The sequence below is a fragment of the Mycobacterium sp. genome, from assembly GCF_036273375.1.
Classification (GTDB): Bacteria; Actinomycetota; Actinomycetes; order Mycobacteriales; family Mycobacteriaceae; genus Mycobacterium.
In genome coordinates, this window is record NZ_DASUHS010000172.1 from 1 (window position 1) to 19,501 (window position 19,501).

At 67.1% G+C, this 19,501-nt stretch carries 18 protein-coding genes; 6 read left to right on the plus strand and 12 right to left on the minus strand.

Annotation, left to right across the window (positions count from 1 at the left end; all coding sequences use genetic code 11):
* The 5 genes from sucB to VFW69_RS16020 all read left to right on the plus strand — a co-directional run.
* The coding region (sucB, locus tag VFW69_RS16000) for a 2-oxoglutarate dehydrogenase, E2 component, dihydrolipoamide succinyltransferase (protein ID WP_526502484.1) at positions 1 to 1,468 on the plus strand (1,468 nt) is incomplete at its 5' end.
* A gap of 15 nt (positions 1,469 to 1,483) precedes the next feature.
* Positions 1,484 to 2,407 carry a TIGR01777 family oxidoreductase gene (locus VFW69_RS16005; RefSeq protein ID WP_526502485.1) on the plus strand — a complete coding sequence of 308 codons (924 nt, stop codon included), beginning with the start codon at positions 1,484 to 1,486 and terminating at the stop codon, positions 2,405 to 2,407.
* A 165-nt stretch (positions 2,408 to 2,572) separates the two neighbouring features.
* The gene (gene lipB / locus VFW69_RS16010; protein ID WP_526502486.1) at positions 2,573 to 3,271 is read left to right on the plus strand and encodes a lipoyl(octanoyl) transferase LipB; all 699 of its coding nucleotides are present in this window, start codon (positions 2,573 to 2,575) and stop codon (positions 3,269 to 3,271) included.
* Positions 3,268 to 4,191, plus strand: coding sequence for a lipoyl synthase (lipA, locus tag VFW69_RS16015; protein WP_526502487.1), 924 nt, complete (start codon positions 3,268 to 3,270; stop codon positions 4,189 to 4,191). The genes lipB and lipA overlap by 4 nt, the downstream gene beginning before the upstream one ends.
* Positions 4,192 to 4,248: 57 nt before the next feature.
* Complete coding sequence (locus VFW69_RS16020; protein WP_526502488.1) at positions 4,249 to 5,001, plus strand: DUF4191 family protein; 753 nt, start codon at positions 4,249 to 4,251, stop codon at positions 4,999 to 5,001.
* A 15-nt stretch (positions 5,002 to 5,016) separates the two neighbouring features.
* On the opposite strand, the gene VFW69_RS16025 is transcribed toward VFW69_RS16020, so the two are convergent.
* Positions 5,017 to 5,439: an RDD family protein gene (locus VFW69_RS16025; protein ID WP_526502489.1), complete on the minus strand. Its 423-nt coding sequence runs from the start codon at positions 5,437 to 5,439 to the stop codon at positions 5,017 to 5,019.
* A 244-nt stretch (positions 5,440 to 5,683) separates the two neighbouring features.
* On the opposite strand from VFW69_RS16025, the gene glnA (VFW69_RS16030) reads away from it, so the two are divergent.
* A complete protein-coding gene (glnA, locus tag VFW69_RS16030) occupies positions 5,684 to 7,120 on the plus strand; it encodes a type I glutamate--ammonia ligase (protein WP_526502490.1) in 1,437 nt (478 codons plus the stop codon).
* Positions 7,121 to 7,149: 29 nt separating this feature from the next.
* On the opposite strand, the gene VFW69_RS16035 is transcribed toward glnA (VFW69_RS16030), so the two are convergent.
* From VFW69_RS16035 to VFW69_RS16085, 11 genes are all read right to left on the minus strand, one after another.
* On the minus strand, positions 7,150 to 7,299 hold the full coding sequence (locus VFW69_RS16035) for a hypothetical protein (RefSeq protein ID WP_526502491.1): 150 nt from the start codon (positions 7,297 to 7,299) through the stop codon (positions 7,150 to 7,152).
* 726 nt (positions 7,300 to 8,025) lie between these two features.
* Complete coding sequence (locus VFW69_RS16040) at positions 8,026 to 8,199, minus strand: hypothetical protein (protein WP_526502492.1); 174 nt, start codon at positions 8,197 to 8,199, stop codon at positions 8,026 to 8,028.
* 67 nt (positions 8,200 to 8,266) lie between these two features.
* Positions 8,267 to 8,524 carry an ANTAR domain-containing protein gene (locus VFW69_RS16045; RefSeq protein WP_526502493.1) on the minus strand — a complete coding sequence of 86 codons (258 nt, stop codon included), beginning with the start codon at positions 8,522 to 8,524 and terminating at the stop codon, positions 8,267 to 8,269.
* Positions 8,525 to 8,644: 120 nt separating this feature from the next.
* A complete protein-coding gene (locus VFW69_RS16050; RefSeq protein ID WP_526502494.1) occupies positions 8,645 to 9,160 on the minus strand; it encodes a hypothetical protein in 516 nt (171 codons plus the stop codon).
* Between the two features lie 91 nt (positions 9,161 to 9,251).
* Positions 9,252 to 10,112: a TIGR03619 family F420-dependent LLM class oxidoreductase gene (locus tag VFW69_RS16055; RefSeq protein WP_526502495.1), complete on the minus strand. Its 861-nt coding sequence runs from the start codon at positions 10,110 to 10,112 to the stop codon at positions 9,252 to 9,254.
* Entirely contained in the window at positions 10,109 to 10,753 is a 645-nt protein-coding gene (locus tag VFW69_RS16060; protein WP_526502496.1) for a PaaI family thioesterase, read from the minus strand. Before VFW69_RS16060 ends, VFW69_RS16055 begins: the two co-directional genes overlap by 4 nt.
* Positions 10,750 to 13,734 (minus strand): bifunctional [glutamine synthetase] adenylyltransferase/[glutamine synthetase]-adenylyl-L-tyrosine phosphorylase, encoded by a 2,985-nt coding sequence (locus VFW69_RS16065; protein WP_526502497.1) that lies wholly within the window; start codon positions 13,732 to 13,734, stop codon positions 10,750 to 10,752. The genes VFW69_RS16060 and VFW69_RS16065 overlap by 4 nt, the downstream gene beginning before the upstream one ends.
* 50 nt (positions 13,735 to 13,784) lie before the next feature.
* Complete coding sequence (gene glnA, locus VFW69_RS16070) at positions 13,785 to 15,125, minus strand: type I glutamate--ammonia ligase (protein WP_065030618.1); 1,341 nt, start codon at positions 15,123 to 15,125, stop codon at positions 13,785 to 13,787.
* A 634-nt stretch (positions 15,126 to 15,759) separates the two neighbouring features.
* Complete coding sequence (locus tag VFW69_RS16075; RefSeq protein ID WP_526502498.1) at positions 15,760 to 16,086, minus strand: hypothetical protein; 327 nt, start codon at positions 16,084 to 16,086, stop codon at positions 15,760 to 15,762.
* 112 nt (positions 16,087 to 16,198) lie between these two features.
* On the minus strand, positions 16,199 to 17,767 hold the full coding sequence (locus tag VFW69_RS16080; protein WP_526502499.1) for an alpha/beta fold hydrolase: 1,569 nt from the start codon (positions 17,765 to 17,767) through the stop codon (positions 16,199 to 16,201).
* A gap of 143 nt (positions 17,768 to 17,910) precedes the next feature.
* Positions 17,911 to 19,467: an alpha/beta fold hydrolase gene (locus tag VFW69_RS16085; protein ID WP_526502500.1), complete on the minus strand. Its 1,557-nt coding sequence runs from the start codon at positions 19,465 to 19,467 to the stop codon at positions 17,911 to 17,913.
* Between the last annotated feature and the right edge of the window lie 34 nt (positions 19,468 to 19,501).

Below are 19,501 nucleotides of genomic sequence, written 5' to 3' on the forward strand. Positions count from 1 at the left end.
CGAGCCGGAGGCCCAGCCGGAGCCGCAGCCCCAAACCCAGCCGGAACCCGCACCCGCCCAGCAGGGCTCCGGTGGCGGCGACGCGACCCCGGTCTTGATGCCCGAGCTCGGCGAGTCGGTGGCCGAGGGCACCGTGACCCGCTGGCTCAAGAAGGTCGGTGATTCGGTCCAGGTCGACGATGCACTGGTGGAAGTGTCCACCGACAAGGTCGACACCGAGATCCCGTCACCGGTGGCCGGTGTGCTGATCAGCATCACCGCCGAGGAGGACGCCACCGTGCCCGTCGGCGGCGAGCTGGCGCGCATCGGCGCAGGTTCCGACGCCGCCGCGCCCGCGGCACCCGCCGCTCCCCCGCCCGCGCCCGAACCCAAGCCGCAACCGGCGCCCGAGCCCCAGGCGCAACCCAGGCCGGAACCCACGCCGTCCCCTGCGCCGCAGCCCAAGCCCGCGCCTGAGCCGAAAGCTCAACCGGCGCAGCCGCACCCGGCGGCCCCGCCGGCGAGCTCGGGGGCCGACGGCAGTCCGTACGTGACGCCGCTGGTGCGAAAACTGGCCGCCGAAAACAACATCGACCTGAACTCGGTCACTGGCACCGGGGTGGGCGGGCGCATCCGCAAGCAAGACGTGCTGGCCGCCGCCGAACAGAAGCAACAGGCAACCAAGGCGCCCGCGGCCGCGCCGGCTCCAGCTGCCGCGGCCCCCAAGGCCGCCGCGGCTTCCACCCCTGCGCCGGCGCTGGCGCATCTGCGGGGCACCACCCAGAAGGCCAGCCGGATCCGTCAGATCACCGCGAACAAAACCCGCGAATCCCTACAGGCGACAGCCCAACTCACTCAGACCCACGAGGTCGACATGACCAGGGTGGTCGGGTTGCGGGCCAGGGCCAAGGCGTCTTTCGCCGAGCGCGAGGGGGTGAACCTGACCTTCCTGCCGTTCATCGCCCGGGCGGTGATCGACGCGCTGAAGATCCATCCCAACGTCAACGCGAGCTACAACGAGGACACCAAGGAGATCACCTACTACGACGCCGAGCATCTCGGCTTCGCGGTCGACACCGAACAGGGCCTGCTCTCCCCCGTGGTGCACAACGCGGGCGACCTGTCGCTGGCCGGGCTGGCCAGGGCGATCGCCGACATCGCCGCGCGCGCCCGATCGGGCGACCTGAAGCCCGACGAGCTGTCCGGCGGCACCTTCACCATCACCAACATCGGTAGCCAGGGGGCGCTGTTCGACACCCCGATCCTGGTTCCGCCGCAGGCCGCCATGCTGGGCACCGGCGCGATCGTGAAGCGGCCTCGGGTCGTGGTCGACGACGGCGGCAACGAATCGATCGGCGTCCGCTCGATCTGCTATCTCCCGCTGACCTATGACCACCGACTTATCGACGGCGCAGACGCCGGCCGCTTCCTGACCACCATCAAGCACCGGCTCGAAGAGGGAGCCTTCGAGGCCGACCTCGGCCTATAAGAAGGACAAGCGAACGTGGCTCGCGCTGGTCAGAACGCCGTTATCGCGATTGCGGGTTCGTCCGGCCTGATCGGCTCCGCCTTGGCCGCCGCCCTGCGCGCCGCCGATCATCGGGTGTTGCGCATAGTGCGCCGGGCCCCGGCCAACGCCGATGAGCTGCACTGGAATCCCGAGACTGGCGACCTCGATCCCGACACCCTCGGTGACGTCGACGCCGTCGTCAACCTGTGCGGGGTCAACATCGGCAAGCGGCGGTGGTCGGGCGCCTTCAAGCAGAGTCTGCGCGACAGCCGCATCGCCCCCACCGAAGTCTTGGCGCATGCCGTCGCCGACGCGGGTGTAGCGACCATGGTCAACGCCAGCGCAGTGGGCTTCTACGGCAACACCAAGGACCGCGTGGTCGATGAAAACGACCGTGCGGGAACGGGTTTCCTGGCCCGGCTCTGCGAAGACTGGGAAGCCGCCACACTGCCCGCCCAGTACGGCGGCGCCCGGGTGGTGCTGGCCCGCACCGGGCTGGTGTTCTCCCCCGCCGGTGGCGTGCTGGGCCGGTTGCGGCCGTTGTTCCGCACCGGCCTGGGCGCCCGGCTGGGCGGCGGGCGGCAGTACATGTCGTGGATCACGCTGGAAGACGAAGTGCGTGCGCTGTTGTTCGCGATTTTCGACCGCGAGCTGACCGGCCCGGTGAACATGACCGGGCCCGCGCCGGTCACCAACGCCGAGTTCACCACCGCATTCGGGCGCGCGGTCAACCGTCCAACCCCGTTGATGGTGCCCGGTTTTGCCATCCGGGCGGCGCTGGGCGAGTTCGCCGACGAGGGCCTGCTGATGGGGCAGCGCGCCATCCCGTCCGCGCTGGAGCGTGCCGGTTTCGTCTTCCACCACAACACCATTGGCGAGGCGCTCGCCTACGCCACCGCCCGGCGCGACCATGACTAGTGGCGATCGCCAGCGCGGCCGCGACGATCGCAAGCGCGGTGAAGCCGGGCGCAGCGGGTCGCCGCAACAGCCGAAGCCGGGCGCAGCGGGTCGCCACGCGACGGCGCAGACGGCCGCGGCGGCGGGGCTGTGCCCCGCCTGCCCGGGCCGAGTACCGTCGCGAACGTGATCGATTCCATCCGATCCAGCCAGGCCTTGATCGACGTCCGCCAGCTCGGCAACGTCGACTACCGCGTGGCCTGGCAGCAGCAACGCGACCTTGCCGACGCCCGGGTGGCCGGCGGCAGCGACACGCTACTGCTGCTGGAACACCCCGCGGTCTACACCGCGGGTCGACGCACCGAGCCGCACGAACGGCCGGTGGACGGCACGCCCGTCGTCGACACCGACCGTGGCGGCAAGATCACCTGGCACGGCCCCGGTCAGCTGGTCGGGTATCCGATCATCGGGCTGGCCGAGCCGCTCGACGTGGTCAACTACGTGCGGCGCCTGGAAGAGGCGCTGATCAAGGTCTGCGCCGACCTGGGCGTGGACGGGGTCCGGGTGCCGGACCGGTCGGGGGTGTGGGTGCCGGGCGGTGAGGGCCGGCCCGACCGCAAGGTGGCCGCCATCGGCGTCCGGGTGTCGCGGGCGACCACCCTGCACGGATTCGCCCTCAACTGCGACTGCGACCTCGGCGCCTTCAGCGCCATCGTGCCGTGCGGAATCAGCGACGCCGGAGTTACGTCGCTGTCGGCCGAACTGCGCCGCCCGGTGTCGGTCGAGGATGTCCAGACGGCGGTCGGCGACGCCGTCTGCGACGCCCTCGACGGGGTGCTGCCGGTCCGTGACCACCCCGCCGCGCGCGTAGCATCAGCGATGTGACTGCCGCACCCGAAGGACGCAAGCTCTTGCGCCTGGAAGTGCGCAACGCCGAGACCCCGATCGAGCGCAAACCGCCGTGGATCAGGGTGCGGGCCCGGATGGGGCCGGAGTACACGCAGCTCAAAAGCCTGGTCCGGCGCGAAGGGCTGCACACGGTGTGCGAGGAGGCCGGCTGCCCCAACATCTTCGAATGCTGGGAGGACCGGGAGGCCACCTTTTTGATCGGCGGTGATCAGTGCACCCGCCGCTGCGACTTCTGCCAGATCGACACCGGGAAGCCCGCCGAACTGGATCGCGACGAGCCACGGCGGGTCGCCGACAGCGTGCGCACGATGGGCTTGCGCTACGCCACCGTCACCGGGGTGGCCCGCGACGACCTGCCCGACGGCGGAGCCTGGCTGTACGCCGAGACCGTGCGCGCCATCAAGGAACTGAATCCATCGACCGGCGTCGAGCTGTTGATCCCCGACTTCAACGGCGAGCCCACCCGGCTCGCCGAGGTGTTCGAGTCACGCCCGGAAGTGTTGGCGCACAACGTCGAAACCGTGCCACGCATCTTCAAACGGATCCGGCCCGCCTTCACCTACCAGCGCAGCCTCGACGTGCTGACCGCGGCGCGCGACTTCGGCCTGGTCACCAAGAGCAACCTCATCCTCGGCATGGGCGAGACCCCGCGCGAGGTGCGCACCGCCCTCGCCGACCTGCACGACGCCGGCTGCGACATCATCACCATCACCCAGTACCTGCGCCCGTCGGCGCGGCACCACCCCGTCGAGCGCTGGGTGAAGCCGGAAGAATTCGTCGAGTTCGCGCAGGACGCCGAGGAGCTGGGCTTCGCCGGGGTGCTGGCCGGACCGCTGGTGCGCTCGTCCTATCGCGCGGGACGGCTCTACGAGCAAGCCGCTCACAACCGCGCCTGACGACGCCGCGGCACGGCAGCGGCGTTTGCCTATCGCGGCCCTACGTATTCTTTGACTATGGCTAAACCCCGCAATGCCGCTGAGAACAAGGCCGCCCGAGCGCAGGCGCAGGCTGCCCGCAAGGCCGCCGCGCGAGAGCGCCGCACCCAGCTGTGGCAGGCGTTCAAAATTCAGCGCCAAGAGGACAAGCGCCTCCTGCCGTACATGATCGGCGCCTTCGTGCTGATCGTCGGCATCTCGGTAGGGGTCGGTATCTGGGCCGGCGGGCTGACGATGATCACCCTGATCCCGCTTGGCGTGGTGCTGGGCGGCCTGGTCGCCTTCATCGTGTTCGGCCGCCGCGCCCAAAAGTCGGTCTACCGCAAAGCCGAAGGCCAAACCGGGGCCGCCGCATGGGCTTTGGACAACCTGCGCGGCAAGTGGCGGGTGACCCCGGGGGTGGCCGCGACCGGCCACTTCGACGCCGTGCATCGGGTGATCGGCCGGCCCGGCGTCATCCTGGTCGGCGAGGGAGCGGCGGCCCGGGTGCGACCGCTGCTGGCGCAGGAGAAGAAGCGCACCGCCCGGCTGATCGGGGACGTGCCGATCTACGACATCATCGTCGGCAACGGCGAGGACGAGGTGCCGCTGGCCAAGCTGGAGCGCCACCTCACCCGGCTGCCGGCCAACATCACCGTCAAGCAGATGGACACGCTGGAGTCGCGGTTGGCCGCGCTGGGGTCGCGGGCCGGGGCCGCAGTCATGCCCAAGGGACCGCTGCCCAACGCCGGGAAGATGCGCGGCGTGCAGCGCACCGTGCGCCGCAAGTAGCGCGCCGCCGTCAGGTCAGCGTCGCACCACGGCCGTCGCGGTCAGTCGGTCCTGCATTCCGCGGCTGTCGAAGTCGGTGAACAACGCCGGTACGACCGTCCCGACCAGCACGCCACGCACCACCGCGCGCCCCAGGCCGACTGGCCCGCGGCCGTCGACCGTCACAACTTGCAGGCGTAGCGCCAGCTGGCCGGGGGTGAACCCGAACAATCGCAAAAAGACCACGCCCAGCGCGAACCAGATCACCAGGATCGCGGTGGCCAGCGCCGGTTGGGAGAACAAGCCGAAGCGCATGGCCAGCGCGGCCAGACCGTAGGAGATCAACCAGTCGACCATCAGTGCGCCCAGCCGGCGTCCCATCGGCGCCAGCGACCCCGGCCCGCTCTGCGGAAATCCCAGCTTTTCGCCGGGGTACGCCGATCGTGATTCCGTCATCATCGGCGCGGACCGGAGTCCGAATACTCCGTCTGCTGGGCCTGGTAAGACCGGCAGGTCGTGCGCCCCGCCACCGGAAAAGATACGATCTTGCGATCCATGGCCCCACAATAGAACCCGCCGCCGACGCGGCCACTTTTAGCGTGTGGCATGGTCGCGTAACGTGCGCGCAACATCGGGTTGACTGACGGGCAACATCTGCTCCCTAGCGTCAGGCCGCGGATCTCACCAAGTAAAGGAGCATTCTGTGACGGAAACGACGCCCGACGACGTCTTCAAGCTCGCCAAGGACGAAAACGTTGAATTTGTCGACGTTCGGTTCTGTGACCTGCCCGGCATCATGCAGCACTTCACGATCCCGATTTCGTTCTTCGACGAGAGCGTCTTCGAGGACGGCCTAGCCTTCGACGGCTCGTCGATCCGCGGATTCCAGTCCATTCACGAATCCGACATGTTGCTCCTGCCAGACCCGGCGACCGCGCAGATCGACCTGTTCCGCGAAGCCAAGACGCTGAACCTCAACTTCTTCGTGCACGACCCCTTCACCCTCGAGCCGTACTCGCGCGACCCGCGCAACATCGCCCGCAAGGCCGAGAACTACCTGATCAGCACCGGCGTGGCCGACACCGCCTACTTCGGTGCCGAGGCCGAGTTCTACATCTTCGACTCGGTGAGCTTCGACTCGCGCACCAACGGCTCGTTCTACGAGATCGACGCGATCTCGGGCTGGTGGAACACCGGCTCGCCGAACGAGCTCGACGGCAGCCCCAACCGCGGCTACAAGGTGCGCCCCAAGGGTGGCTACTTCCCCGTCGCCCCCGTCGACCACTACGTCGACCTGCGCGACAAGATGCTGACCAACCTGATCACCTCAGGCTTCAGCCTGGAGAAGGGCCACCACGAGGTGGGCACCGGCGGTCAGGCTGAGATCAACTACAAATTCAACACGCTGCTGCACGCGGCCGACGACATGATGCTCTACAAGTACATCGTCAAGAACACGGCCTGGCAGAACGGCAAGACCGTCACGTTCATGCCCAAGCCGCTGTTCGGTGACAATGGCTCCGGCATGCATACCCACCAGTCGCTGTGGAAGGACGGGAGTCCGCTGATGTACGACGAGACCGGGTATGCCGGCCTGTCGGACACCGCCCGCCACTACATCGGCGGCCTGCTGCACCACGCGCCGTCGCTGCTTGCCTTCACCAATCCGACGACGAACTCGTACAAGCGGTTGGTTCCTGGCTTCGAGGCTCCGATCAATCTGGTCTACAGCCAGCGCAACCGGTCGGCATGCGTCCGCATCCCGATCACCGGCACCAACCCGAAGGCCAAGCGGCTCGAGTTTCGTTGCCCCGACTCGTCGGGCAACCCGTACCTGGCTTTCTCGGCCATGCTGATGGCCGGCCTGGACGGCATCAAGAACAAGATCGAGCCGCAGGCGCCGGTCGACAAGGACCTCTACGAGCTGCCGCCCGAGGAGGCCGCCAACATCCCGCAGGCCCCCACGCAGCTGTCCGCGGTGATCGACCGGCTGGAAGAGGACCACGAATACCTCACCGAGGGAGGCGTTTTCACGCCCGACCTCATCGAGACGTGGATCAACTTCAAGCGTGAGAACGAGATCCTGCCGGTCCAAATCCGGCCGCACCCTTACGAGTTCGCGCTGTACTACGACGTGTAAGCAGGCTAGCCCCCTGACCTGCGGCGCAGCTACAGGTCAGGGGTCTGGGACCGCAGCGGGACCGCAGGAGGATTGATCCGCGCCGCGATGATCGCGCATACCGCCATGCGCGTGGACTCGTCGGCATCCGGGAACAGCTTGGCGTAGGTATCCAGCGTCGTGCGTGCGAACTGGATCATCTGCAAGCCCTCCGGCAAGCCGCGCGATCAGAGAGTGCGTCCCTGCGACCGCTGCCGAGGCACGGGACCGCGCAGCCGGTTACGCGATCTGCGGAACCCGTTTCACCGTCGCTCGTGGGATCGCGATCACGTGCTCGCCGAGTGCCGGGAAGCCGAGGCGGCATACGTGAGAGACCGCCGCAAAAGCGAAAACTGAAGCCGCGAAACGATGACGCCCGCCTGGATGTTTCAAACGGGCGTCATCGTTTACTACTCAGGAGCCCGGCAGTTTGGGGGCTGCCGGGCGTCGACGCTTCGAAAGCAATCGTTCAGCACGTCAGCAATGGTTCGTCATTGATGCGGAGCGGATTTGAGCCACACCCGAAGGGGCGATGTTGGGAATTATGTCCCAGAAAATGAACGGGTATTCCGAACCTTCCCACGCCATGTCATGCCATCGTGCTTGAGTACCGACCCGCCAACCGGGTTGCCATAGCCGTCATAGAACTGGATTCCCCTGATGATCCAGACGTCACCGTCAGCCGAGGTTCTGGTGGTTGCCCGGAAAAAGACCTGAGCGTCTGGATACAGGTACACGATGGCGTCCGATAACCAGCAGTGACCTGCATGTATCGGGTTCCAGCTCATCCAGCGGATCCAGCCGGGGGGAGGATCTTGGATCCAGAATCGAATGCCCGGTTTCGTGTATTTCTGGCGAAGGGCCGTATTGAGTTCTTAACGAAAACGCTACGCCGTCGCGACTTCTCGAACGGGTGCGAAGCGGGTCAACTCGTAGCGTTCATCCAGCAGCGAATCTGCCACGTCTATCGACGGTAGCGGACGGCCCCGTTCCCGAGCCGCACGGCGCAGGGCCGCGATGGCTCGCAGTTCGGCGTCGATCATCCTGATATCACGCCCCATTGTGTCGGTTTACCCGCCAACCGCGGTGTTAATCGCATTTGTTGAGTCCGCCAATGGCAACGGCTGTTCAAACTATCCGTTTCGTCTCCGGGGCCAGCCGAAGCGGTGCATCCTGTTCAAGGCGCAAGGCCTCCACCGGGTCGCTGTCGTTGATTAGTTGCTCGGCGACCACGCACATCTGCGTCCTCGTTTCGCGCGACATGCTGCGAAGCACTTTCAAGGCTTGCGCGGCGTCGAGATCGAAGCGGTTCATGATGATGTCTAGGGCCTGCTCGATAAGTTCACCAGGCGAGAGCTGACCCGCATTGGATTCGTCGGTCATCATGCTTTCCCAATCCGTCCGAAGCCGCCCGGTCGTTCGAAAAGCCAGCTCCGGCCCTTCGCCCAATTATGCTCCGACTTTTCGCGGCGTGATTTGGGTCAACTCCGGTAGGCGCCGGGGGCTTTACCCGTGGCGCCCGCAATCCTTCGTGACGGGCTCCGACGGCCATGCGCAGGCGTCGATGTCGGTCGTGGTGCCAAAACCCCCTCCGCTGAACGCCCCGAAAACGTTGCCGTTGCTGGCCGTGTAGGTGGCCCCGCCGCCCCCTGCGCCGCCACTGGAGCTGTCGACGATCAACGTCCACTTCATGCCCAAAAGCGCGGTCTTGTAGGCGCTCATGACATCAGTCGGCGATCCGTTGACGAAAAAGTGCAAGTGAATGCCGTTGTCGTGGACGGGATCAGGACCGTCGGTCCTGTTGGTGTTGGGCGGTGTCGGTATCAGCGACCGCAGGTCCGTGCCCGCGACGCTCGTCGGGCCGGCGGCGCTGGTCGTGGTGGCTTGCGACACCGTCGTCGTCACCACCTTGGTGGGCGTCCCACTCGTGGTCGTCGACGTGCCCGACTGCGGCGATCCGCTGCACGCCGTCGCGAGCAATCCGACGGTCGCCGCCGCTACGGCATAAATGTTGTGGCGCATGTTCACTCCGTTCGGGGTGGTGGTCCCCCGAAACATAATCCATGGCGAGCCTAGGCGGCGTGTCTTCGCCGCCGTTTATGTGTCAGCGCCTCTAGCCGTCCAGCGCGAGGTCCTTGCGGAAGCGTTGCATGCCGTCGATCTTGTCGTCCAGGCTGGCGTCGGGCCCGGCGTAGAACATCCACGGCATGGTGATGATGCCCGTGATGCCGGCGTCCTCGACCCGCTGATAGTCGGCGGTGGTGAACGCATCGGTCAGCGGTGTCAGGATGGTGAAATCATCCATGGTCAAACCGTTTTCGGCACGCATCTCCCGCAGCCTCCCGATCGCGTCGATGGCCCGCTCTGTTTTGATCAAGTCGCCGATCCAGCCGTCGTTGCGGGCGGCACGGCGCAGCGCGATGTCGCTGAGGCCGCCGACATACACCGGTATCGGCGGCGGAGTGGGTTGCATCTCCAGGCGCGGCGCTTGGTAAAACTGGCCCTCGAACTCCGTCCAGCCCGGCGCCCACAGCGCCCGCATCAGCGCGATGATCTCATCGGTGCGTGTGCCGCGCGCCTCGAATTGCTCACCCATCAAAGCGAATTCCTCACGGCACCATCCCACGCCGATACCCAGCTCCACCCGGCCGGACGCTAAAACCGCCGCGGTGCCAATGGCTTTCGCCGCCGAGTACGGGTTGCGCATCGCGGGGATATAGACGGTGTTGACGAATCGCAAGCGCGTGGTCACCTGGGCCAGCGCACCGACGAGAACCCAGGGGTCGGGCCAGTCGGTGAAGGGCTGCCAACGCCGTTCCCCGTCTTTGGTGTACGGGTACGGGGTGTCCAGGTTCTCCAGATTGACGACGTGGTCGGGGATGCCGATCCCGTCATACCCCAGCTCGTCGGCCGCCTTGGCGAGCTCGATGATCTCGCGGGTGTTCAGGAAGGCGCTGCTGATGTAGAACTTCACTGCGCATCCTGGGCCCAGGCCGGCTCGATGAAGACGCCGTCGGCCTCGACGGTCACGCCGGCGGCATCCGAAATAGTGCCGCGCGCAAACACTTTCCGGCCGTCCTTGCCGTCGACCCACGCCTCACAGCGAAGCGGGCCCAGCGGGGTGCCGCGCAAATATTTCACCGTGATGGTGCCGGTGAAGCGTGCTTTCGACAACCCTTCGCTGGCCGCCTCGCCGAGCATGTGGTCGAGCACCAGAGCGCTGACGCCGCCGTGCACCAATTTGGGCGGACCCTCGTACGCCGAGCCGAGGGTGAACTCGCTCCAGCAGCGGCCCTCGCCCTCGTGGTGCACGACGATCGGCGGCGCAATGGGGTTGCATACGCCGATCGCGGCGTTGCCCAACGGCAGGGGACGACCGTTGACGCGATAGCTCACCCCGAGCGGGCGGGTGCGTTGCCGCAACGATGCGGTGACGGCCTCGATCGCCCTCCGAGCCTCGGCGACAACCTCGTCGTCGGCCTCGGTCCGGATGGTGGCGTCGACGAGCTCGCGGACCGAATCGGCCAACGGAGCGTACAGCGCCGTCACGCGATCGGCCTCCGCCGCGCTGAGCACCTCGAATATGGCGTCCAACGCGCCAGCCTCCTGACTCAACTCCCAAACACCTTCCGCACCACCGCTTTTGCGCGTCGGGTCACCCGTAGATAGTTGTCCAAGAACTCGCCTCCCTCATCCGTCGGCCAGCCCGCGGCCACGGCGACCGCTTTGAGCTGACGGCCGGGCCCGGGCAGCTGGTCGGTGGGCTTACCGCGGACCAGCACCAGCGCGTTACGGGCTCGGGTCGCGGTCAGCCAAGCCTGCCTCAGCAGCTCGACCTCATCGGCGGGCACCAGGTCGGCCGCGGCGATCGCGTCCAGGCACTGCAGCGTCGACGTGTTGTGCAGCGCGGGAATCTCGTGAGCGTGCCGTAGTTGCAGCAGCTGCACGGTCCATTCGATGTCGGCCAGTCCCCCGCGGCCCAGCTTGGTGTGCGTGTTGGGGTCCGCGCCCCGCGGCAACCGCTCGGCATCGACGCGCGCTTTGATGCGCCGGATCTCCTGCATCGCCTCGCGGGATACCCCGTCAGCTGGATACCGGGTCTTATCGGCCATCAGCAGGAACCGCTGCCCCAGCTCCGCGTCTCCGGCAACCGAGTGCGCGCGCAGCAGCGCCTGGATCTCCCACGGCTGCGCCCATTGCTCGTAGTAGGCGGCGTAGGACGCCAGGGTGCGCACCAGCGGACCCTGGCGGCCCTCGGGCCGCAGGTTGGCATCGACCTCCAGCGGCGGGTCGACGCTTGCCGTCCCCAGCAGCGCCCGCACCTGCTCCGCGACACCCGTCGCCCAGCGCATCGCCGCGGAATCCTCGATACCGGACGCCGGTTCGCAAACGAACATCACGTCGGCGTCGGATCCGTAACCCAACTCGGCGCCGCCGAGCCGGCCCATGCCGATGACCGCGATCGCGGCCGGCGCCTTGCCGTCCCCGGGCAGGTTGGCCCGGATCATCGCCTCCAGCGCGGCCTGCAGCACCGCCACCCACACCGAGGTCAGCGCCCCGCAGACGTCGGTGACCTCGAGCATGCCGAGCAGGTCGGCGGACGCGATGCGGGCCAGCTCGCGACGCCGCAGGGTGCGCGCCCCGGCGATCGCCCGTACCGGGTCGGAGTAGCGGCCGGCCGCGGCGACCAGCGCGCGGGCCACCGCGGCCGGCTCGGTGGCGAGCAGCCTCGGCCCGGACGGCCCGTCGCCGTAATCCTGAATCACCCTTGGGGCGCGCATCAGCAGGTCCGGCACGTACGCCGAGGTCCCCAGCACATGCATGAGCCGGCGGGCCACCGCGGGCTTGTCACGCAGCGTGGCCAAATACCAGCTTTCCCCGGACAGCGCCTCGGACAGCCGCCGGTAGGCCAGCAGCCCGCCGTCGGGATCGGGCGTGTACGACATCCAGTTCAGCAGCCTGGGTAGCAGCACCGACTGCACCCGACCACGCCGCCCGCTTTGGTTGACCAGGGCCGACATGTGTTTCAGCGCGGACTGCGGGCCCTCGTAGCCCAGCGCCGCCAGCTGGCGCTCGGCGGCTTGGGAGGTCATGCCGCGGGCGATCTCCAGCCCGGCCGGGCCGATCGATTCCAGCAGCGGCTGATAGAAGAGCTTGGCGTGGAGCTGCGACACCCGCAGGTTCTGGTGTCGCAACTCCTCGCGCAGCACCCCGGCCGCGTCTTGGCGCCCGTCCGGCCGGATGTGGGCGGCCCGCGCCAGCCAGCGCACCGCCTCCTCGTCGTCGGCCTCGGGCAGCAAGTGAGTGCGCTTGAGCCGCTGCAGCTGCAACCGGTGCTCGAGGAGCCGGAGGAACTCGTAGGAGGCGGTGAGGTTGGCCGCGTCCTCGCGTCCGATGTAGCCGCCCTGGCCGAGCGCCGCCAGCGCATCCACCGTCGACGCCACGTGCAGCGAGTCGTCGCCGCGGCCGTGCACCAGCTGCAGAAGCTGCACGGCGAATTCCACGTCGCGCAATCCGCCGCTGCCGAGTTTGATTTCGCGGCCGCGGACCTCGGCGGGCACCAATTGTTCGACCCGGCGGCGCATGGCCTGCACCTCGACCACGAAGTCCTCACGCTCGCAGGCGACCCAAACCATCGGCATCAGCGCGTCCAGGTAGCGCTGCCCGAGCTCCGCGTCGCCCACCGCCGCACGGGCTTTGAGCAGCGCCTGGAACTCCCAGGTCTTAGCCCAGCGCTGGTAATAGGCGATGTGCGACTCGACGGTGCGGACCAGTTCACCGCTGCGCCCCTCCGGCCGCAGGCCGGCATCGACCTGGAAGAACGCCTCGGCGGCCAGCCGCATCATCTCGCTGGCCACCCGGGTGGTGACCGTGTCGGCCTGCTCGCCGACGAAGATGACGTCGACGTCGCTGACGTAGTTCAGTTCGCGGGCACCGCATTTGCCCATCGCGATGACCGCCAGCCGCGGCGGCGTCCGGTCACCACACACGCTGTTCTCGGCCACCTGCAGCGCGGCGGCCAGCGCGGCATCGGCAAGGTCCGAGAGGTGTGCCGCCACCACGGTGAACGGCACCACCGGTTCGTCCTCGACCGTCGCGGCCAAATCCAGCGCGGCCAGCACCAGCAGCTGGTCACGGTACAGCGTGCGTAACCGCACCATCGCCGAGCCCGGCGCCGCCAGCGATTCGTCGACGCATTCGGTGAACATGTCGCGCAGCTCGTCGTGGGTGGGGAGTTTGACGTTGCCGCGCAGGAGTTTCCAGGACTCTGCCTGGGCGACCAGGTGATCGCCGAGGGCCAGCGACGAGCCGAGCACGCCGAACAGCCGACCGCGCAGCGGACGTTCGGCGAGCAGGGCGGCGTTGAGCTGATCCCATCGGGCATTGGGGTTCTCGGACAACCGGACCAAGGCGAGCAGCGCGGCGTCGGGATCCGCCGCACGCGACAGCGACCAGAGCAGGTCGACATGAGCTTGGTCGTCGTGCTCGTACCAACCCAGCTGCGCTATGCGTTCGGCCGCTTGCGGATCGACCAACCCGAGCCGGCCGACGCTGGGCAGCCTGGGGCGCTGCGTCGCGGGTTTGGTCACGACCACGACCGTAGCGCAACCTGCCGGTCGTCAGCCTGATCGGCGCCCGATACGGGCTACAGCGACAGGTAGGTGCTCAGTTCGTACGGGGTGACGTGGCTGCGGTAGTTGGCCCACTCCGTGCGCTTATTACGCAGGAAGAAGTCAAATACGTGCTCCCCCAAGGTTTCCGCGACCAGCTCGGAGGACTCCATGGCACGAAGTGCGCTGTCCAGGCTGGTCGGCAGCTCGCGATATCCCATCGCGATGCGTTCCTCGGCGGTCAGGTCCCACACGTTGTCCTCGGCCTGCGGCCCCAGCACGTAACCCTTCTCCACCCCGCGCAGTCCGGCGGCCAGCAGCACGGCGAAGGCCAGGTACGGGTTGCACGCGGAGTCGGGGCTGCGGACCTCGACGCGCCGCGACGACGTCTTGTGCGGCGTGTACATGGGCACCCGCACCAGCGCGGACCGGTTGGCCGCACCCCACGACGCTGCGGTGGGCGCCTCGCCGCCTCCCACCAAGCGCTTGTAGGAGTTGACCCATTGGTTGGTGACCGCACTGATCTCCGAGGCGTGCTCGAGGATTCCGGCGATGAAGGACTTGCCCACATCCGAAAGCTGCAGCGGATCGTCGGGACTGTGGAAGGCGTTGACATCACCCTCGAACAGACTCATGTGGGTATGCATCGCCGAGCCGGGATGCTGCCCGAACGGCTTGGGCATGAAGGTCGCGCGGGCGCCGTTCTCGATCGCGACCTCTTTGATGACGTAGCGGAACGTCATGACGTTGTCGGCCATCGACAGCGCGTCGGCGAAGCGCAGGTCGATTTCCTGCTGGCCGGGCGCGCCCTCGTGGTGGCTGAACTCCACCGAGATGCCCATGAATTCTAGGGATTCGATCGCGTGGCGGCGGAAGTTCGAGGCGGAGTCGTGGACGGCCTGATCGAAGTAGCCGGCATTGTCGACGGGAACCGGCGGCGTCCCGTCGTCGGGGCCCGGCTTGAGCAGGAAGAATTCGATCTCGGGGTGCACGTAGCAGGAGAAGCCCAGGTCGTTGGCCTTCTGCAGCTGGCGGCGCAGCACGTGCCGCGGATCGGCCCACGACGGTGATCCGTCCGGCATGGTGATGTCGCAGAACATCCGCGCCGAGTGGTGGTGGCCGTTGGGCGAGGCCCACGGCAGTACCTGGAAGGTGGACGGGTCGGGGTTGGCCACGGTGTCGGATTCCGAGACCCGCGAGAAGCCCTCGATCGAGGATCCGTCGAAGCCGATGCCCTCCTCGAAGGCGCCTTCGAGCTCGGCCGGGGCGATGGCGACCGACTTGAGGAATCCCAGCACATCGGTAAACCACAGCCGAACGAAGCGGATGTCTCGTTCCTCGAGGGTGCGGAGGACGAATTCCTTCTGTCGATCCATAACTCGAACAGTATGCAACTGCTGTTAATTCTGTGTTACCGGATCAGTACCGCTGTGCTGTGACCTGGACTCCAGGTCGGACGCGGTACCTATCCGACAGTCCGCTGATGACAAGCGCTCCCGCCGCGAAGGTCGTGACCTGACGACGGGAGCCGGCGCACACTAGCCGTTCACCCTTCCCGCGCGCAGCATGAACTTTCCGGGCGGAATTCGTCGCGTGCGCCTGCCCGTTCCGTCCACACGGCAGCGCGTTGCCGCGACGCTTCCCCTATGAGCTGTAAGTCCTTTCGTCGCATCATCGTGTCCAGGGCCCCCCTGAGCTGGCCAACGTGGAGCCAAAACCACTCCTTGAGGTCGCGCGATCTACCCACAATCCATCCCCTAAATCCATCTCGAAACGAGCTAAAAGCGTCCGTAGATATTCGGAGCCCTGAGGCGGTGCGGATGTCACAGAATTCCGCCTCGGCCGGATGCGCTCTCTAGACGACGACCGCGCGCGTACACGAGTTCAATTTAATAAGCCATCGAGTCGGTTGATTCCGAACAAGTGAAGCGCCAGCACGCGGTCCGGACCTAGGCTACGCGAACGCGCGACCTTGGCGCGCCGGCGCGGCTCTACGGCTTCGCTCGTGCCTTAAGGACGCTCCTCAATCACACACTGAACAATCCCATTGGCAAGCTGTGGGTTGAATCCCTTGTGGGCAACTCTCTGGGCTTCAGCAGCAGGCGAGACACCAGAATTGAGATCTTGCTCGATTTCGCCGACAAGCTGCAAGTTCTGCGGGTCGGCTTCCCCGACCGGTTCCGTAATCTTTCCCACGCAGCGACGGTAACCACTGTAATCAGCGTGAGCAGACGCGCCCATCAGCACAGCCGGGGCGATGAGCAAGGCGGCGACGGCTAGCCCGGCCGCAACAGCGAGATAGATGAAACGCACGGTCAGAGGAATACCCAGCTGCAACCCTGAATAATCAGCAAACAATTCGGTGCACGGCCGGGACACCTTCGAGGGCTTGCTGCTCGGAAGTTTGGGCAGTCGCCCGCGGGATGAAGACTCGCTTGTCCGGCGCTGGTCAGGATTGGCAGCGGTAGGAAGCCGGCGGCGGCGTGCCGGCGACGAAATATCGGACGACGGCGGTGTCCACGCATTCGTGGCCGTTGAACACCGCGGTGTGTTGTGTTCCGTCGTAGGTGATCAGCGGGCCGCCGAGCTGGCGGGCCAGGTTGACGCCGGCCTGATACGGCGTGGCCGGATCGTGGGTGGTGGAGACGACGACGACCTTGCCGGCCGCCATGGGCGGCGCGGCGTGCGGGGCCGACGTCGCCGGCACCGGCCACAGCGCGCATAAATCGCGGGGAGCATTTGCGGTGAACTGCCCATAGCTGAGGAACGGCGCGGCCTGGCGGATGCGCTGATCGGCGCTCACCCAACTGGCTTGGTCGGTCGGATTCGGCGCGTCGACGCAGCGGATCGCGTTGAACGCATCCTGGTCGTTGGAGTAGTGCCCATCCTTATCGCGCCCGTCGTAGTCGTCGGCGAGCAGCAGCAGGTCACCCGCGTCGGTGCCGCGCGCCAGGCCGAGCAGGCCACTGGTCAGGTATTTCCAGTGCGCCGGCGTGTATAGGGCGTTGATGGTGCCGGTGGTCGCGTCGGCATAGCTCAGGCCGCGCGGGTCTGCGGTGCGACCCGGCTTGGTCACCAGCGGGTTGACCAGCGCGTGGTATCGGTTGACGAATTGGGCCGGGTCGGTGCCCAGCGGGCAGCCGGCCGAGCGGGCGCAGTCGGTGGCGTAGTCGTTGAAAGCGGTTTGGAACCCCGCCATTTGGTTGACGTTCTCGTCGATCGGGCCGACGGTCGGGTCGATGGCGCCGTCGAGCACCATCGTGCGCACGTGGTTGCTGAACTTCTCCAGATAGGCGGTGCCCAGCTCGGTGCCGTAGCTGTAGCCCAGGTAGTTGATCTGGTCGTCGCCCAGTGTTTGGCGGACGGCATCCATGTCGCGTGCGACCGAGGCGGTGCCGGTGTTGGCCAGAAATGCCGTGCCCATCCGGTTGACGCACTGCTGGGCCAACTGCCGGTAGAGCTGCTCGATATGGGCGACCCCGCCCGGGCTGTAGTCGACCATCGGCTCACGCCGGTACGCGTCGAACTCGGCGTCGGTGCGGCAGCGCAGCGCAGGTGTCGAATGGCCCACCCCACGCGGATCGAAGCCGACCAGGTCGAAACTGCGCCTAATTGGAGAGTCCCCCAGGTCCGAGGCCATCGAGGCCACCATGTCGACCGCCGAGCCGCCGGGACCGCCGGGATTGACCAGAAGGGATCCGATCCGTTGTCCCGTCGCGGGCACCCGGATCACCGCCAGCTTGGCCTGCGCGCCGGCGGGATTGTTGTAGTCGATCGGTACCGACACGTTGGTGCACTGAGCGGTCGGGATATCGCTTGTGTCACTGACGAATTGGCTGCAGCTGCCCCACCCCTGCGGCACCGCGGCCGACGGCGGATTCGGACCCGGCGTCTGCCCGGCACCCGGTTCCGGCGTGGCGCCGGCCGTGGGCGCTGCGACGACGCAGGGACCACTGAGCAGCAGCCCGAAGGAAAACAGCGCCGAGCTCAGGGATCTCAGGCGCGACATGGCTGTCATCGTTGCAGTCCCGGGTACCCGTGACAGCGCGAAACGGTTACGCCTTGGTCTCGGCTGCCGTCGTCGCCGAGCGTGCACTCACGGCGAAGAATCGACGAAAAACTCGCCGTGAGTGCACGTTCGGCGTCAGCGTGACTGTCCGGTTAGCACTTGGCGCCGTTGGGCGGGATGGAGCCGCCGACCAGATACGCCGTCACGTAGTTGTCGATGCAGCCGTCGCCCTGGAAGACGACGGTGTGCTGGGTGCCGTCGTAAGTGAGCAGCGAGCTGCGCAGCTCGTTGGCCAGATCGACGCCCGCCTTGTACGGAGTGGCTGGATCGTGGGTCGTCGACACCACCACCGTGGGCGCCAGCCCGGGCGCGGAAATGGTGTGCGGCTTGCTGGTTGGCGGCACCGGCCAGAACGCGCAGGTGCCCAGCGGGGCGTTGCCGGTGAATTGCCCGTAGCTCATGAACGGCGCGACCTCGCGGGAGCGGCGGTCTTCGTCAACCACCTTGGCGCGGTCGGTAATCGGCGGCTGGTCCACACAGTTGACCGCCACCCGCGCGTCGGTGGCGTTGCTGTAGTGGCCGTGCGAGTCGCGACGCATGTACATGTCGGCCAGGGCGAGCAGGGTGTCGCCGTGATGGTCGACGAGTTCGGCCAGACCGTCGGTCAGGTGATGCCACAGGTTCGGCGAGTACAGCGCCATGATGGTGCCGATGATCGCGTCGCTGTAGCCCAGTCCGCGCGGGTCGTTTGTCGGGACGGGGCGGCCGACCATGGGGTTGTTCGGGTCGACCATCGGGTCGACCAGGCTGTGGTAGACGTCCACCGCTTTGGCCGGGTCGGTGCCCAGCGGGCAGGTCGGCTGCTTCGCGCATTCGGCGGCGTAGTCGTTGAAGGCGTCCTGGAATCCCTTGGCCTGACGAAGGTCGGCTTCGATCTGGTCGGCGTTGGGGTCGACGGCTCCGTCGAGGATCATCGCCCGCACGTTGTGCGGAAAGGCCTCTGCGTACGCCGAGCCGATCCGGGTGCCATAGGAGTAGCCGAGGTAGGTGAGCTTCTCGTCACCGAGCGCGGCCCGGATGGCGTCGAGATCCCGTGCGACGTTGACGGTCCCGATATTGGCCAGGAAGTCCTTGCCCATCTTGTCGATGCAGCGGCCGACGAACTGCTTGGTTTCGTCCTCCATGTGGGCGACGCCCGCCGGGCTGTAGTCGACGTTGGGCTCCGTGCGCAGCCGATCGTTGTCGGCGTCGGAGTTGCACCAGACCGCCGGCCGCGACGCTCCCACGCCGCGGGGGTCGAAACCGACGAGGTCGAATCGTTCGCGGACCTTCTTCGGCAACGACTGAACGACGCCCAGCGCCGCCTCGATGCCGGACTCCCCTGGCCCGCCGGGGTTGATCACCAGCGAGCCGACCTTGTCTCCGGTCGCAGGGAAACGAATCATGGCCAGCGTTGCCACGTCGCCGTCGAGGTGGTCGTAGTCGACCGGCACGGCCAGTTTGCCGCACAATGCTCCGGCCGGCAGTTTGACCTTCGGGTTCGCGGCCCGGCACGGCGTCCACTCCACCGCCTGGCCCAGCTTCGGTCCGGCCATGACGGCACGTCCCACCACGACGCGGACACAGCCCGCCAGAAGCAGCGCGACGGCAGCCATCGACGTCCAGATCAGCAGCGTGCGCGCGATCTTGCCGCGGCGAGACAGGCCCATGCCAACCTATGCTGCCAGAGGAAACCTGAGATCG